Here is a 15,794-nt window from a genome sequence, read left to right on the forward strand (position 1 = left end):
CCAGGTTCCATCCAGCCTGTCCGGCCAACGCCGGGCAGGCTTTTTTTTGCCTGAAAAACGTATGCCAGCCTAATCCGTTTCTTCTTGTAGGAATGGTTTCTCTCTTTGTCAGATAAGTGCAAAGAGAGATCAATCCTCATGTAAGCGAAGACTTGTCCTACATAGTAATCGCGTTCATCCCGGTAAGGTTTCAGACCTTCGTTCGGTGCCGCACATCGAACGGAATTACGAGCAGCGGCGCCCGCAAGGCGCCTTAATTTTCGATAAGTAGTCTGGAACGCAATCATGAAAAAAACTTTCTACAAGGGAGGTGCATTCACTGCATGCGCCTCTCCAATGATCCTGTTATCGGCAATGTTGGCGTCTCAAACTGTTTCGGCCCATGGCTATCTTGAAGTGCCACCTTCGCGGGCATTGCTTTGCCAGAAAGGCTTGAACACCAACTGTGGCGGCGCGCAATACGAGCCTCAAAGTGTTGGCGAAACGTTCAAAGGCTTCCCGGCCGGTACTGGCGGTGCTCCGTTGCAAGGGCCGTTCGATGGCAAGATTCCGAGTGGTGGTCACTCGCTGTTTTCGGCTCTGGATGCCCAGTCCGCCACCCGTTGGCATCTGACGGAAATCAAGGACCGCAACATCGATTTCCAATGGCGCTACACCGCGGTTCATCCGGCAACCAAACATGAGTACTTCATCACTCGCAACGGCTGGAATCCGAACGAGTCGCTGAAACGCGCTACCTTCGAAAGCACGCCGTTCTGCACCATTGATGGCGGTAATCAGAAGCCTGTATCGGGTGACAAGCACAACTGCACCATCCCGTCAGACAAATCCGGCCAGCATGTGATTCTGGCGATCTGGACGGTTGGAGACACCGACGCGGCGTTCTACAACCCGACCGATGTGAACATTATTGCCGAAGCCGAGTTGCCGGGTGGCTGGTCTTCCGTTGGCGGTATCGCGCCGTCGGCCCAGTTGTTGATCGGCGACAAGGTCAAGGCCCGTGCATTCTCTGCCAACGGTGTCAGCCCGGATTACGATGTTGAAATCACCATCGCCACTGCCGAAGAAGGCTCGCCAAATAACTGGGCGTTCAAACTGGCAGAAAAGATCAACGCCACTCACACACTCATCCGCGCCGGTATTCGTGATGAGAGCGGCAATATCGAACCGGTCCGGGGGAACAACTCCCTATACGCCCAAAAAGAAAGCGGCGTAACCCGTTACGAAGTTCAGCTGGACATGAAGGAAGACGCCGCAGCACGTATGTCGGTAGCTTCTCAGCAAGCGGAATACGTTCTGGAAAAAGGTCTGGCCAAGGTCGGCTTCGGCATGATCTCCAATCGCAAAATGAACGTTGAAGCGACCTTGTTCGATGAGAACAACAAGCCGGTCGGCACCACCTCCGCACAGGTGGACAGCGGCTCGACGACGTTGACCCTGGATGTGCGCAGCAACCCTGGCAAACACACGCTGACACTGGTCGGCACCACCCTGGATGGCCGTACCACTCGCCAGGACACCCAGCCCACCAACATGACCGGTGAAGGCGCTGGCGTCGAGCATGACTTCGTGTTCCCCGAGGGCCTCAGCGAGTACACCGCCGGTACCAAAGTGCTGCAGCCGAAGACCAATGAAGTCTTCGAATGCAAGCCATTCCCCGAGTCCGGCTACTGCAAGCAATACAACCCGAACGCCAATGGTTTTGAACCTGGTGTCGGTGCGCATTGGCATACGGCGTGGAACAAGCTTTAAACCCTCCGTAACACTTCAGGCGATCCGCGAATGGATCGCCTGAAGGTTCATCATCCTGTTGAAAATCGAGTTGAAAATGACGGTTTTGGGTTATTCCACCCAACGCGTATGGCTGCACTGGTTATCGGCGGCAGTCATCGTCTGGACCCTGATTTCCGGTTTTTATGTGGCCTGCGTCGACGTATCGCCATGGGTCGCTCAATGGGTCGCTTTTCTCAATGTATCGCTGACCACGGTGTTCATACCGTTTTTCGTCTGGCGCTTATTCATTTTTGCCGCTCATGCCCGAGATACGAGCGTGAGAGGCCTTAATTTCATGGAAAAACCCGCACTGTTCGCGCACACGCTGATCTATCTCGTCATCAGTGTTGTGCTGGTCACCGGCGTGTTGATGATGGATCGCCCGATCGGCGTTTTCGGTGTAGTTGAAATAGCTCAGCCACTGAGCGATCCCGAGCTCATCTCCCGGTTCTTCATCATTCACGTTTGGGCCTGTGCGGTCCTTTCGTTGCTTGTCGTGCTGCATGTCGGCGCGGTCGTTGTCCATGAGCTGTGCGGCCATCGCGTGCTGCGGCGAATGTCCTTGTGCAGCATTGTTCGAAGTGAACGACTCGAGTGAGCAGACGACTGAGCACGCGCTGCCTGCTGGTTATAGCCGTAGGTTACGCCGCGTTTTTGGCGTGGCAGGAATGGGGCTTTCGCAAGAGTCTTGCCTCGCCGTTGTCCTTCGCTGCGACCGTGCCGACGCCACCGCCCCGCGCGCCCCTCGATACCACAGCGGTCGCAACGGTACTCGGTCTTGCGACTGAAACCACGTTGCTGCCCAGTGCCGAACCGCTGACCTTGCAGGCCAGTTTTGTCCTCGGCACAGGGTTGTCCAGAGCGTTGCTGGCGGACGCTCAAGGCTCGCGGGTTTACCAGGTAGGCGATCAGTTGCCGGGTGGCAGCGTCCTGCGGCGCGTCGAGGCGAATCAAGCGGTGTTGTGGAACAAGGGTCGAGAAGAGGTGCTGATGTTGCAGACGGCTGCCGCGCGTTTCCTGCGCCAACTGGACTCACCCTCCCATCCACAGACACCCGTCAGTTCTACGCGTTTTCTACGCCCTCTTTCCGGGCAGCCAGAGTGATCACTCCCATGAACAGCTTCATCGGCGCGCATCCCCTGCGCACCCTTCTTTTTCTGGCCGCTTTGGCGACGGCGTTCTTCCATGACACGTTGCGAGCCGAGGAAGAAAAATGGCAGTTGGCGATGAACAATGCCGAGTTGCGCGACATCGTCGAAGAAATCTCGACCATTCTCGGGACCACGGTGGTGCTCGACCCCAGAGTCTCCGGGCGCATCACCGTCATGTCCCGCCAGGCCCTCGACCGCGAGGGCGTTCGCCGGTTGTTTTACTCGGTGCTCGATGCTCATAACTTTACGGTGATCGACGAAGGTGACCGCATTCTGATCACGCCGGTCACCGAAGCGAAAACCCGAGCAGGCCAAGGCACCGCAAAAAACGCCACGGCGTCGCAGTTCGTCACGCAGGTCATCGAACTGAACACCAGCAGCGCCTCCGATATTGCCGGGCTGGTCCGGCCTTTGGTGTCGGTCAATGGTTACGTCGGCCCGTCGGTGTCGGCCAATGCGCTGGTCGTCACCGATACGGCTGCCAATGTGGGGCGCATTGCCAAGGTCGTGGGTCAGCTGGATTCGGGGCAGAACAACCTGCATGCCGTGGTGCAACTGAGTCACGCCCAGGCTGCGGATGTGGCCATGATCATTGAATCTTCACTGGGCAAGCGCAACGCCGATACGGCGATTCAGGTGCTGGCCGATACCCGAACCAACCGCCTGATTTTCATCGGCCCGCCAGCGGTTCGCCAGCGCTTGCTCGATCTGGCGCGTGGCCTGGACACGCCGGCCACCGCGTCCCTCGACAATGCCCGGGTCATTCGTTTGCGCCACAGCGATGCCAAGCAATTGGCCGAAGTACTCGAAACCATGGGGCAGACCCGAAAACAGGCATCGAACCTTGGCGGCGTGAAGGAAAACTCGTCCAGCGCTACCTTCATGATCAAGGCCGACGAAAGTCAGAATGCGCTGGTGTTGATCGCCGAGCCCGCGCAAATCCGTACCATCGAAAACATCGTTAGTCAGTTGGACCAGCCCCGGGCCCAAGTGCTGATCCATGCCGCCATCGTCGAAATTTCCGGGGACATCGCCGAAGCCGTAGGTGTCCAGTGGGGCATCAGCAGCGGCGACGCGAAGGGCTTTATCAACTTCCCCGGCACCGACATTCCGATCATCGGCGGGCTGACCTTCGACGAGAAAAAATCGGCCCCGGAAGGCGCGCTCCTGCAACTGGGCAATGACCGTTTCGGCGCGTTGATTTCGGCGTTGGCCAGCAACACCCACAGCAATCTGCTTTCCACGCCGAGCCTGCTGACCCTGGACAATCAGGAAGCGGAAATCATCGTCGGTCAAAACGTGCCGTTCAAGACGGGCTCCTACGCCACCAACAGCAACGGTGCGGACAATCCGTTTACCACCGTCGAGCGCAAGGACGTCGGCATCAGCCTGAAGATCAAGCCGTACATCAACGAAGGTTCGACGTTGCGCCTGGAGGTGGAACAGGAAGTGTCGGACATTGCACCGTCGGTGTCCGGTATCGATTCTTCCGACCTGATCACCAACAAGCGTGCACTCAAGAGCACCATCCTGGCCGACGATGGCGAGATCATCGTGATCGGCGGTTTGATCCGCGACAGCGTTCGCACCCAGCAAAGCGGCGTGCCGCTGCTGCGCAATATTCCTTACCTGGGCGCGCTGTTTCGCTGGACCCGGGACACGCAAACCAAAAGCAATCTGATGGTCTTTTTGCGGCCCACCATCGTGCGCAGCAAGGAAGATCTGGCCGACGTCAGCCAACAGCGTTACAACGCGCTGCGTAAGCTGAGCCAGCCGGGCGCGCACGGGAACAACTCGTTGTTGCTGCCGGCAGAATCGCGGCAGTTGTTCGACCCGGCCCTCGATGCGCCCGTGTTTGATTTGCGCAAGCAGACCCCGGTTTCGCCATGAGCGAAAAAATCGAACAGCTGCCCTTCGGTTTCGCTCGGCGTTTCGGCGTTCTGCTGGAGTGCGAGGGGCTCGATTCAAGCCTTTTGTTGCGAGCCGATACGCCGCTGACGGCGCTGTCGGAAGCGCGTCGGGTGTGTGGGCGGAATTTGCCAATCCAGGTCCTCGATGCCGATGTGTTTGCCGCGCGTCTGGCCGCCGCTTACCGTGACGGACAGAGTGCGGCGGAGCAGGTTGCCCAGGGGCTGGATGACGAACTGGATCTGCTCAGCCTGGTCGATCAAGTACCGCAGACCGCTGACTTGCTGGAGCAGCAGGGCGACGCGCCGATCATCCGGCTGATCAATGCACTGCTCAGCGAAGCCGTGCGCGAGCATGCCTCGGACGTGCACCTTGAAACCTTCGAGCACTCGCTGTCGGTGCGCATGCGGGTCGACGGGCAATTACGCGAAATGCTCAGGCCCCGGCGTGAGTTGGCGACGCTGCTGGTGTCGCGGATCAAGGTCATGGCGCGTCTGGACATCGCTGAAAAACGTATCCCCCAGGACGGTCGAATGGCCCTGCGACTGGCCGGGCACGAAGTCGATGTGCGGGTCTCGACGTTGCCGTCGGCGCACGGTGAACGGGTGGTGCTGCGGTTGCTCGACAAACAGGCCGGGCGTCTGGAGTTGCAGCGACTCGGTATGCCTCCCGATACCCTCGCAGCGTTGCGCCAGTTGCTCGGAAAACCCCACGGCATTCTGCTGGTCACCGGGCCCACCGGCTCCGGCAAGACCACCAGTCTGTACGCCGCACTGAGCAGCCTGAACGATCAGACACGCAACATTCTCACGGTCGAAGACCCCATCGAATATCACCTGCCGGGTGTGGGGCAGATGCCGGTCAATCCGAAAGTGGACATGACCTTTGCCCGAGGCTTGCGGGCGATTCTGCGTCAGGACCCGGACGTGGTGATGGTCGGCGAAATCCGTGATCGCGAAACGGCGGAAATCGCCGTTCAGGCGTCGCTGACCGGGCACCTGGTGCTCTCGACGTTGCACACCAACAGCGCGGTGGGGGCGGTGACGCGGCTGGTGGACATGGGCGTCGATGCCTACCTGCTGGCGTCGTCGCTGGTGGGCATTCTGGCTCAGCGTTTACTGCGCACGCTGTGCCCGCACTGCAAGGCCTCGTACCGCGCCGATGCGGCCGTGTGTCAGCGTCTCGGGCTCGATGCGGCGGCGCCACCGCAGCTGTTCAGCGCCGTGGGGTGTGAACAGTGCCAGCACGGTTATCGCGGGCGTATCGGCATCTACGAACTGATCAGCGTCACGCCGGCCGTGTCGGCGCTGATTCATCAGGGCGCCAGTGAGCAGGTGTTGATCGATGAGACGCGCAAGGTATCCCGCAGTTTGTTTCAGGACGGTCGGCAACGGGTGCTCGACGGCGTGACCAGCCTCGACGAGTTATTGCGCGTGACCCAGGAGGACTAGCGAGTGCCGACGTTCGATTACCGCGCTGACGACGCCCAGGGCCGACGCTGCAAGGGCAGACTGGAAGCCGACAGCCCGCGCCATGCCCGGCAACTGATGCGCGAGCGCGGTTTGTGGCCGCGTGAATTGAATGAGGTCAGCACGGGTGGCCCCGTCGGTGCGCAACCCCGCAGTGGGCGGCTGGGGGCGGCTGAACTGGCGCTGTTGACGCTGCAGTTATCCACGCTCGTTCAGGCCGGTCTGCCCCTGGAAGAAGCGCTGGAAGCGGTGACCAAACAGAGTGCCAGGCGCAAGGTCGCCGGCCTGTTGTCGGCAGTCCGCAGTCGGGTGATGGAAGGTCATGCCCTTTCAACCGCGCTGGGGCTGTTTCCCAAGGCGTTCCCCGAGTTGTTTCGCGCCACCGTCGCGGCCGGTGAGCGTTCCGGGCACTTGGGTCATGTGTTGGAGCAACTGGCGGCTTACACCCAGGCGCGTCAGGCATCGCGGCAGAAAATCCAGATGGCCTTGGTCTACCCATTGATCCTGATGCTGGCCAGCGTGGCGATCGTGGGTTTCCTGCTCGGTTACGTGGTGCCGGACGTGGTGAAAATCTTCGTCGACAGCGGCCAGCCGTTGCCTTGGCTGACGCAGGCGCTAATCGGTTTGAGCGACGGTCTGCGCAACCATTTCCTGGCATTGATGGGCGCACTGGGGACGTTGATCTGTCTATGGCGCTGGAGTTTGCGCCAGCCGCTCTGGCGCCTGCGCTGGCATCGTCTGGTCTTGAAACTGCCGGTAGCAGGCGAGGTGTTGCGGGCGATGGAAGCCGCACGGTTTGCCAGCACCCTGGCGATCCTCGGCAAAAGTGCCGTGCCGCTGGTGGACGCGCTGGAAATCGCTGCCGCTGTCATTGGCAATCTGACCATTCGCGCGCGCATGGTCGATGTCGCCCGCTCCGTACGCGAAGGCGGAACCCTGACCCGGGGCCTGGAACTGAGCGGCGACATCCCGCCGATGATGCTGCACATGATCGCCAGCGGCGAGCGCGCGGGCGAACTCGATCAGATGTTGGTACGGGCCGCCGAGCAGCAGGAAAACAGCCTGGCGGCGCGCATCGCGCTGGTCGTGAGCCTCTTTGAACCGGCCATGCTGGTGCTGATGGGCGGCGTCGTGCTGCTGATCGTCATGGCCATTCTTCTACCGATACTCAGCCTCAACCAATTGGTGAATTGACCCATGCAACCTCTACGCAGTAACTCGCGCCGCGGGCAACGCGGTTTTACCCTGATCGAAATCATGGTGGTGGTCGTGATCATTGGCGTGCTGGGGGCCATCGTGGTGCCGCAGTTCATGAGCCGCCCTGACCAGGCCAAGGTCACCGCGGCAAAAATTGATATCCAGGCCATCGCCACCGCCCTGGAAATGTACCGCCTCGACAACTTCCACTACCCCTCGACGCAGCAAGGGCTGGAAGCCTTGAACAAACGTCCTTCGGGCCTGCCGGCGGCAAGAAACTGGAACCCTCAGGGTTACCTGAAAAACCTGCCGGTGGACCCGTGGGGCACGCCCTATCAGTTTCTCAATCCCGGTGTGCAATCGATCGACGGCAGCTACGACTTGTATTCTCTGGGTTCCGATGGCGTGGTGGGCGGTGAAGGGCATGCGACCGATATCGGCAATTGGGGCGACTGATCCATGCACCAACGTTGCCGCGGGTTTACCTTGCTCGAGTTGATGATCGTGATCGTTGTGATCGGCGTGCTGCTGTGCATGGTGAGTCTGGTCGTCGGGCCTAATCCGGTGCGTCAGGCGCGGCACGAAGCGCACGCAATGGCAGGCCTGATTCAACAGCTGCGTGAACGGGCGGTGCTGGATGGCGAGGAATACGGCCTGCGACTCAGTGACGGCGGTTACCGCGCGATGCGCCTCGATGCCCGAGGCTGGGAGCCGGTGGCTGCGGCCTACAAGTGGCCCGAAACCCTGCGGCTGCACCTTGAGCAGGATGGGCATTCCCTGATGCTGGGCGCCGATGAAGGACCGCCGCAATTGCTGATGCTCAGCAGCGATGAGACCAGCGCCTTCACGCTGACGTTCGCGACCCGGGACAGCACGCTCCTGAGCCTTTGTAGCGATGGTCTGGGTGAGGCAGTGATTGATGGTTAAGGAACTGTCGCAGGCACGCACGCGTGGGTTCACGCTGCTGGAAATCATGGTGGCCCTGGTGGTCTTCTCGACGCTGGCGGCGGCCGTGCTGTCGGCGAGCCAATACGTGTTGAAGCAGACCGGCGCGGTCGAGGAAAGACTCTTCGCCACCTGGTTGGCCGATAACCATTTGAATGAACTGCGCCTGCAACCCGGGTTGACCCTCGGCCAACAGCAGCGCGTGGTGCACATGGATCGCCGCGACTGGCTGCTGCGTCAGCACATCAGCGCATCGACTGACCTGCGACTGCTCAAGGTCGACGTTGACGTCATCCTTTCCGGTCGCGAGCAAACCCTGCACCGCGCCAGCGGCTGGATACCCGATCGTCATGAATAGGCAAACCGGTTTCACCTTGCTGGAGCTGGTGATCGCCATGGCGATATTCGCGTTGCTCGGTCTGGCCAGTTGGGGTTTGTTCGATGGCGTCGTGCGCGCGCAGAAAGGCACGACGGCCCACGAACGCGAGTTTCGACACCTGCAACGGGCGGTGGCGATGATTGAGCGGGACTTGTTGCAGGTCACCGAAGCGCCTGTCGTGCTCCAGCAAACGGGGCTGCAATTGCAGCGCGGCCACTGGCGCAATCCTCTGGACCAGCCCCGCAGCGAGCGCCAGACACTGACGTACCGACTCGAAAACGGTGTGCTGTGGCGTGAAAGCCAGGGCGAAGGCACGCCCATCATGCAGCGGCAAAAACTCCTCGACGATGTGCGGGACTTGAGCTGGCGCTTGTTTGATCGTCAAACCGGATGGCGCAGTGAGTGGTCGACCGGGCGAGACGCAAAGGCGCCGCTGGCAGTGGAGCTGCAAGTGTCGGTAGGCCGCTTCGAGGCGATACGTCGGGTGCTGCTGTTGCCGGGCGCGTTGCCATGAACAGGCGCCAACGGGGCATCGCGCTGATCAGTGTGTTGCTGGTCATGAGTCTGGCATTGTTGATCACCAGCGGCATGCTGCGCAGTCATCGGCTGTCGTTGCAAAGCAGTGGGCAAGCGATGCATCACGTTCACTTGCGGCAACTCGCGGGTGCCGGGGAAACCTGGGCGCTTTTGCAGCTACAGGACGCCGCGCGTGCTTCGCAAAAAACCGTCGACCTGACTCAGGACTGGGCGCGGATGACGCCCGACTTCGACATCGAGGACGCGCAGCTGCGCGTCGATATCGAAGACCTCGCCGGGCGGTTCAATCTCAATTCATTGTTGACCCAGGGTCAGATAGATCAGGTCACCCTTAACCGTTGGGAACGCTTGCTCGAGCTGCTCGATCTTGCGCCGCTGCAAATGAGTCAGGTCGGCGCATTACAGGAACTGAGCCAGCTGCGCCTGCTTCCAGGTGTCGACGGCCAGCTATTGCGTCAACTGGAACCCTGGGTCGCGTTACTTCCCGCAGACGCCGCTTTGAACATCAACACTGCGCCGACGCTGGTATTGAGAACGCTCGATGGCGTGGAAGCGACGACAGCCGACGCGTTGGTCCGTCAGCGGTCGGCGACGGCATGGACGAGCGTTCAGGCCTTTACTCAGGACCCGCTGCTCTCCGGCGCAGGCCTGAGCAGCCATGGGCTGGGCACCGGTAGCCGCTGGTTCCGGATCACGGTGCAGGTCATTCAAGGGCAAAGCCGTTTGCGCCTGGCCACTGATGTCGAGCGAGACCCCGACACACACCAATTCAAGGTCCTGCAACGACGCCTTCTTCCTTCGAACAACCATGAGATGCCGCGATGAACACCTGGCTTTACCTGACCGCCGAGGGCCGGGCCGAACCGTCGATCAACTGGCCGTGCTGCCTGTGGTCTTCGACCGGTCAACGCCAGCTCATGCCATTGAATCAAGCCGCGCAGGCACTGACCGGGCAAACGGTCGATCTGCTGTTGCCAATGGAAATGTGCAGCTGGGTCCGCAGCGATCCGTGGCCTTCCAGGCGCCAGCCCGGTGCGCAAGCCATTGCGTTTGCCGTAGAAGATCAACTGAGTGACGCGCTGGAGAAATTGCACCTGAGCATTGGCGCTCGCGACCGGGAAGGGCGCTATCCGGTCATGGTGATCGCTCGAGAGCGATTTGCCGCGGTGCTTGAGCTGCTGGCCGAGTCGGGCGTTGGCGTCCGTTCTGTCTTTGTCGATGCGGACGTATTGCCCGGGGCTAAGGCGGTCGTCGTACGGTGGTTTGATCGATGGTTGCTCGGCGGCGGAATGCCGGCTCGCGTGGCGGTGTCGGATGACGGGCTGACCTCGCTCAAACCGGCCTTGCCCCTGGATATCCAGTGGATCGACGAGCGTCACGACGCGGTCGATGTCGACCAGTGCCTGACTCTTCGCCACTCCCAGGCCATCAACCTGCTGCAAGGAACATTCGCCCCCCGCGGCAAACGTCTGCCCTGGCATTTTGGTGGGTTGGCGTTACTGATGCTGTTGCTGCTGACCTGGGGCGCAAGTGCCGCGCGAATCCATTTTATCGAGGGTGAAACCCGTCGGCTCTACAGCCAGAACGAGCAGCGCTTCAAGGCGCTTTACCCTGACCAGAGCCGCATCGTCGACCTGGCGACGCAGCTCAAGGTGCTGCAGAGCCAGACCGCCGAACCGGAGAAGACACGTATCGCCGGTTTGGTGGATCTGGTCGAGCAGGTTATCGGCGCGAGTCATGTTGAAGTGCGGCGTATCGAATTTCGTGCGGGCGACGGCTGGAAAGTCCAGTTGACCGCCAACAGTTTTGCCGAGCTTGAGCAACTGCGTGAGCGCGGACGGCAGCAAGGTGTGCCGGTCAGGCTCGACAGTGCGAGCAAAGAGCGCAATCGCGTGCAGGCGACACTGGCCGTGGAGGACCACACATGAAAATCTTCTGGCAACGTCTCTCTTTTCGTGAGCAGCGACTACTGTTGGGCGTGGGCGTGTTTTTGCTGGTTGTCGCGGTGTTCAGTCTGATTTGGCAACCGACCCGTCAGCGTCTGGAAACCGTCGAGCGTCGGCATCAACAGCAACTGGCCCTGGCGGCGCAGCTGCAACGGGCGCAACCCCGCAGTACCGTTGCGGTCGTTGCTGATCAGCCCTTGTCGTTGCGTATCAGCGAAAGCGTTGCGGCGGTAGGGCTTGAATTGCATCAGATGGATGCTGACAACGACCTGCTGCGCTTGAGCCTCAGCGGTGATGCGAAGACGCTGTTGCAATGGCTGGATCGTGCTGAGCGTGAGGGGGTTGTGGTGCAATCGCTGACGCTGGAAAAGCGTGATGCGGTGCTTGAGGCGCGGGTGGTGCTCAGGTAGTTGCGGTTGTTTGGGTTGGTTCGGTGTACATATCCGTTGCTGCGGTAACGGCGACTATTGGTTTCGCCCTTACGGCGAGTCACTTGGAAGAGCCCCAAGTAACCAAGGGCTTTTGCCCCTTTCGTTCGGTGGCTCGCCTAGGCTCGCCATGCCCTCCTTCCGGTCCTGCTCCGTGGGCCCGCCGCCATCGGCCATCCATGGCCGGGGGCGGCTACCGCGGCATCCTTGCCGCGGTGCCCACTACGCAGAACCTCCACTCGGCCTCACGAGGGGGCGACCACCGCCACAGCACCGCGAGGCGGCCTTCGGGCCGACCTGGCTCTTCAAGTGTGCGTATTCCCCTGTGGGAGCTAGCGTGCTAGCGATGGTCGTTAACGATAACGCGTGCTGCCTGAATGAACGCGGTGTCTGGATGTCCATCGCTGGCAAGCCAGCTCCCACAGGGGATTTTTGGCGGGCATGACGTTGGTGTTCACCGCCGATGACCTTGACGACATCAGGCCGGCTATCAGGCCGCCTCGCTTTGTTTTTGATCTTGATCTGCCCCGTCGGAAGGCCGGGCGCAGGTTCTGCGCAGTGGGCAACCCGGCAGGGATGCCGGGTTAGCCGCCCCCGGCCATGGATGGCCGATGGCGGCGGGCCCACGGAGCAGGACCGGAGCGAGGGTATGGCGAGCCTAGGCGAGCCACCGTACGTCAGGGGCGCAGGCGCTTGGTTACTTGGCGCTCTTCCAAGTAACCCGCCGTAAGGGCGGAACCAATATCAGCCATCACCAAAAAAATGGATATACACCCCATGCCAACCTAAACCGACGCAGCCCCCGGCAACAACGGCAACTTCGCCAGTTTCAACGCAATCAACAACGCCACCACCAGCAACGCACCAATAAACAGCCCAATCCCGTTCCACCCGCCCAAGTGCCAGAACACCCCGCCCGCCGTGCCGGCAATGCTCGACCCGGCGTAATAGCTGAACAAATACAGCGAAGATGCCTGCCCCTTGGCTTTGGTGGCACGGCGGCCAATCCAGCTGCTCGCCACCGAGTGAGCGCCGAAGAAGCCGAAGGTGAAAATCAACATGCCGATGATCACCACCGGCAGTGGCGTGAACATCGTCAGGGCCAGGCCGGCGAGCATCAACACGATGGTGGCCCAAAGCACCTGGCGTCGGCCCAGCTTGTCTGCCAATGCACCGATTTTCGCCGAGCTGTAGATACCCGACAGGTACACCACCGAGAGCAGTCCGACGAAGGCCTGGTCCATGTCATACGGGTCGGCCAGCAGGCGATAACCGATGTAGTTGAACAGCGTGACGAACGCGCCCATCAGCACAAAGGCCTCGAGAAACAACAACGGCAGGCCGGCATCGCGAAAGTGCATGGTGAAGCCGTCGAGGAGGCTGCGCGGGTGCAGTGAGCGGGCGCGGAAGTTGCGCGATTCGGGAAGGATTTTCCAGAACACCGCCGCCGCGATCAGCGCCAGGCCGCCGATCACCAGCATCGCGGTGTGCCAGCTGACAAAGTCGATCAACACCCCGGTGATCAAGCGTCCGCTCATCCCGCCGATGGCGTTGCCGCCGATGTACAGGCCCATCGCCAGGCCGATGTGTTGCGGATGGATCTCTTCGCTCAGGTACGTCATGGCGACCGCCGCCAGGCCGCTCAACGACAACCCGATCAGCGCGCGCATCACCAATACGCCGTGCCAGCTCGGCATCATCGAACTGGCGATGGTGCACAGCGCCGCAGCAAACAGCGCCGTCACCATCACCGGTTTGCGCCCGACACGGTCGGAGATCGGGCCAGTGATCAGCAAACCAATGGCGAGCATGCCGGTAGCCACAGAAAGAATCAGACTGCTCTGCGCCGCGTTGATGGAATATTCGTGGGACAGCAGCGGCATCATCGGTTGCACGCAGTACAGCAGCGCGAAGGTCGCGAAGCCGCCAGAGAACAAGGCCAGCACAGTGCGCATGAACATCGGCGTGCCTTTTTCGATGTAGATGTCCTTGACCTCGGAGACGGCATCGTCCAGCGCGGCGGGCGAAACTTCATGGGCGAGTGGGGCGACAGCAGTTTTCACTTCAGACCTCGGGGCAGGCAGCCGGTCAGGCAATGAAAAAAGCATATAGCTGCCTAATGATTCAATCCAATATATTGTTCGACCTGTTTAAGAGGTTTTGCGACCTAATGGAGTTTTCATGGAATTGCGTCACCTGCGCTACTTCATCGCCGTCGCCGAAGAACTGCACTTTGGTCGCGCCGCTCAGGTGCTGGGCATCTCGCAACCGCCGTTGAGTCAGCAGATCCAGGCGCTGGAGCAGGAGGTCGGCGCGCGATTGTTCGAACGGACCAATCGTCGGGTCGAGCTGAGTGAAGCCGGTCGATTGTTCCTGGAGGAGGCACGGTTGGTGCTGGCGCAGGTCGACAAAGCGGCGGATGTGGCGCGACGGGCGCAGCTCGGTGAGTTGGGCGAACTCAAAATCGGCTTCACCTCGTCGGCACCGTTCAACTCGACCATCCCTCAGGCGATTTTTTCGTTTCGTCAGCGCTTTCCAGCCGTGCACCTGAACCTGCGGGAAATGAGCAGCACCCAGGTGGCCGAAGCGCTGGTGGACGAGTCGATCGAAGTCGGGATCATGCGCCCGTTAGGTTTGCCGGATTCGCTCAGCGTGGTGGAGTTGATGCGTGAACCGCTGGTGGCTGTGCTCAGTTCCAAGCATCCGTTGGTGCAGGCCAGTGAAGAGGGATTGTTCCTGTCGGCATTGGCGCTCGAACCGTTCGTATTTTTCCCACGCAGTTATGGCAGTGGTCTGTACGCGCAGTTGCTCAGCCTGGCGCGGGACGCCGGTTTCAGCCCGCACTTCGCGCAAGAGGCGGGCGAGGCGATGACCATTATCGGTTTGGTGGCAGCGGGGTTGGGGGTGTCGGTGCTGCCGGCGTCTTATCAGCGGATGCGGATTGATGGCGTGGTCTATCGGCCGCTGCTTGATCCTGAGGCGGTTTCGGCCGTGTGGCTGGTGCAGCGTAAAGATCAGAAGTCGCCGATGGCCAAGGCGTTTGTAGAGTTGTTGACGCGCAAGGTTGAGCCGCTGAAGGCGTGACTGCTTCGCAGTCAATCGCGGGCAAGCCCGCTCCCGCAATTTCTGCGGTGTTAACACAATCTCCAGCACACTACCGAACCCTGTGGGAGCGGGCTTGCCCGCGAAAGCGTCCGCAAGCTCACCAAAAAAGGCGCAGTTACCGATGCCATAGCGGACACTTCGCTGAATAGCGTAGGACATTTCCGAACTGCCTTGAACGGGCTACAGCGCCTTGCGGCATTGCCTACAACTACTCCAGAATCCGCCGGCTTGTGCGCTTTGGGGGCCATCGGTAACTTCGTTCGCATCACTGATTTCCAGTGATCGGGTTTAGTAGCCCGTGTTCACACGATGCGCATTTGCATGCCGAACAGTCAGGTAATTTCATTCCTGCACCTTGATGGTAGCTGTGCGTAGGGCGCTCTCGGGCGCGCCGGTTCGTGTTTCCCGGTCTACTAACCTGCGTACGGCTGCCACCCTTTTGATTAGTAGCGACTCGGTGGCCCCACTTTGTAGGTAGCCGAAACATGACGAATACAACAGAAAATCCATCGGACATCGATCCAGACACTCGACGTCAACCGAGCACAATCTTCTTCGTCTCCCCCGATATCGACAACCTGGCCTTGTTGACATACGCCTGTGAATCCCTGGCATCCGCCAACGTCATGGCGAGCGATTTCGCGAGGTATCTGGAGGGATCGCAAAGCAACACCCTGCTGGGAATTCAACAGTCGATAATGTTGGGGGAACTGGCGGTGAACCGTGTGCTGGATAACCTCGAGCCATCCTGATGCGTCATGGAACGAGGATTCCCGAAAGGGGCTTGTGGGACTCTGAGGATCCTGGGTAACCAGCTATCGCAGAGCCAGACAGGAGCGGGGTGACGCCAAACCGACCTGTTTGAGACAACACTATTGTGGCGAGGGAGCTTGCTCCCGTTGGGCCGCGAAGCTGCCACAAAAAGAAAAGTCTGCTGCCCAGACCAGCGGGAGCAA

General features: G+C 60.5%; 16 protein-coding genes. 15 read left to right on the plus strand and 1 reads right to left on the minus strand.

What is annotated here, in order from left to right; translation table 11 throughout:
• The first annotated feature begins 285 nt into the window (after positions 1–285).
• From gbpA to KJF94_RS28675, 13 genes are all read left to right on the plus strand, one after another.
• On the plus strand, positions 286–1,752 hold the full coding sequence (gbpA, locus tag KJF94_RS28615; RefSeq protein WP_214380311.1) for an N-acetylglucosamine-binding protein GbpA: 1,467 nt from the start codon (positions 286–288) through the stop codon (positions 1,750–1,752).
• Between the two features lie 76 nt (positions 1,753–1,828).
• A complete protein-coding gene (locus tag KJF94_RS28620) occupies positions 1,829–2,371 on the plus strand; it encodes a cytochrome b (RefSeq protein ID WP_214384971.1) in 543 nt (180 codons plus the stop codon).
• Complete coding sequence (locus tag KJF94_RS28625; RefSeq protein ID WP_250548201.1) at positions 2,368–2,877, plus strand: type II secretion system protein N; 510 nt, start codon at positions 2,368–2,370, stop codon at positions 2,875–2,877. Before KJF94_RS28620 ends, KJF94_RS28625 begins: the two co-directional genes overlap by 4 nt.
• Before the next feature lie 8 nt (positions 2,878–2,885).
• Positions 2,886–4,814 carry a type II secretion system secretin GspD gene (gspD, locus tag KJF94_RS28630; protein WP_214380312.1) on the plus strand — a complete coding sequence of 643 codons (1,929 nt, stop codon included), beginning with the start codon at positions 2,886–2,888 and terminating at the stop codon, positions 4,812–4,814.
• The gene (gspE, locus tag KJF94_RS28635; protein WP_214380313.1) at positions 4,811–6,283 is read left to right on the plus strand and encodes a type II secretion system ATPase GspE; all 1,473 of its coding nucleotides are present in this window, start codon (positions 4,811–4,813) and stop codon (positions 6,281–6,283) included. Before gspD ends, gspE begins: the two co-directional genes overlap by 4 nt.
• A 3-nt stretch (positions 6,284–6,286) precedes the next feature.
• Positions 6,287–7,495 carry a type II secretion system inner membrane protein GspF gene (gene gspF / locus KJF94_RS28640; RefSeq protein ID WP_214380314.1) on the plus strand — a complete coding sequence of 403 codons (1,209 nt, stop codon included), beginning with the start codon at positions 6,287–6,289 and terminating at the stop codon, positions 7,493–7,495.
• Between the two features lie 3 nt (positions 7,496–7,498).
• Positions 7,499–7,954, plus strand: coding sequence for a type II secretion system major pseudopilin GspG (gspG, locus tag KJF94_RS28645; protein WP_214380315.1), 456 nt, complete (start codon positions 7,499–7,501; stop codon positions 7,952–7,954).
• A 3-nt stretch (positions 7,955–7,957) separates the two neighbouring features.
• Positions 7,958–8,425 carry a type II secretion system minor pseudopilin GspH gene (gene gspH / locus KJF94_RS28650; RefSeq protein WP_214380316.1) on the plus strand — a complete coding sequence of 156 codons (468 nt, stop codon included), beginning with the start codon at positions 7,958–7,960 and terminating at the stop codon, positions 8,423–8,425.
• Complete coding sequence (gene gspI / locus KJF94_RS28655) at positions 8,418–8,801, plus strand: type II secretion system minor pseudopilin GspI (RefSeq protein ID WP_214380317.1); 384 nt, start codon at positions 8,418–8,420, stop codon at positions 8,799–8,801. The genes gspH and gspI overlap by 8 nt, the downstream gene beginning before the upstream one ends.
• Positions 8,794–9,336 (plus strand): type II secretion system protein GspJ, encoded by a 543-nt coding sequence (locus KJF94_RS28660; protein ID WP_214380318.1) that lies wholly within the window; start codon positions 8,794–8,796, stop codon positions 9,334–9,336. The genes gspI and KJF94_RS28660 overlap by 8 nt, the downstream gene beginning before the upstream one ends.
• A complete protein-coding gene (locus tag KJF94_RS28665) occupies positions 9,333–10,184 on the plus strand; it encodes a type II secretion system protein GspK (RefSeq protein ID WP_214380319.1) in 852 nt (283 codons plus the stop codon). Before KJF94_RS28660 ends, KJF94_RS28665 begins: the two co-directional genes overlap by 4 nt.
• A complete protein-coding gene (gene gspL / locus KJF94_RS28670) occupies positions 10,181–11,287 on the plus strand; it encodes a type II secretion system protein GspL (protein ID WP_214380320.1) in 1,107 nt (368 codons plus the stop codon). The genes KJF94_RS28665 and gspL overlap by 4 nt, the downstream gene beginning before the upstream one ends.
• Complete coding sequence (locus KJF94_RS28675; protein WP_214380321.1) at positions 11,284–11,715, plus strand: type II secretion system protein M; 432 nt, start codon at positions 11,284–11,286, stop codon at positions 11,713–11,715. The genes gspL and KJF94_RS28675 overlap by 4 nt, the downstream gene beginning before the upstream one ends.
• An 803-nt stretch (positions 11,716–12,518) precedes the next feature.
• On the opposite strand, the gene KJF94_RS28680 is transcribed toward KJF94_RS28675, so the two are convergent.
• On the minus strand, positions 12,519–13,796 hold the full coding sequence (locus KJF94_RS28680; RefSeq protein ID WP_214380322.1) for an MFS transporter: 1,278 nt from the start codon (positions 13,794–13,796) through the stop codon (positions 12,519–12,521).
• A gap of 118 nt (positions 13,797–13,914) precedes the next feature.
• Between KJF94_RS28680 and KJF94_RS28685 the strand changes: the two genes are divergently transcribed.
• Together KJF94_RS28685 and KJF94_RS28690 are read left to right on the plus strand one after the other, a co-directional pair.
• Positions 13,915–14,817, plus strand: a complete 903-nt coding sequence (locus KJF94_RS28685; RefSeq protein ID WP_214380323.1) for a LysR family transcriptional regulator — start codon at positions 13,915–13,917, stop codon at positions 14,815–14,817.
• 506 nt (positions 14,818–15,323) lie between these two features.
• On the plus strand, positions 15,324–15,590 hold the full coding sequence (locus KJF94_RS28690) for a DUF6124 family protein (RefSeq protein ID WP_214380324.1): 267 nt from the start codon (positions 15,324–15,326) through the stop codon (positions 15,588–15,590).
• Positions 15,591–15,794: the final 204 nt, after the last annotated feature.

The organism is Pseudomonas hormoni (genome assembly GCF_018502625.1).
Lineage (GTDB): Bacteria > Pseudomonadota > Gammaproteobacteria > Pseudomonadales > Pseudomonadaceae > Aquipseudomonas > Aquipseudomonas hormoni.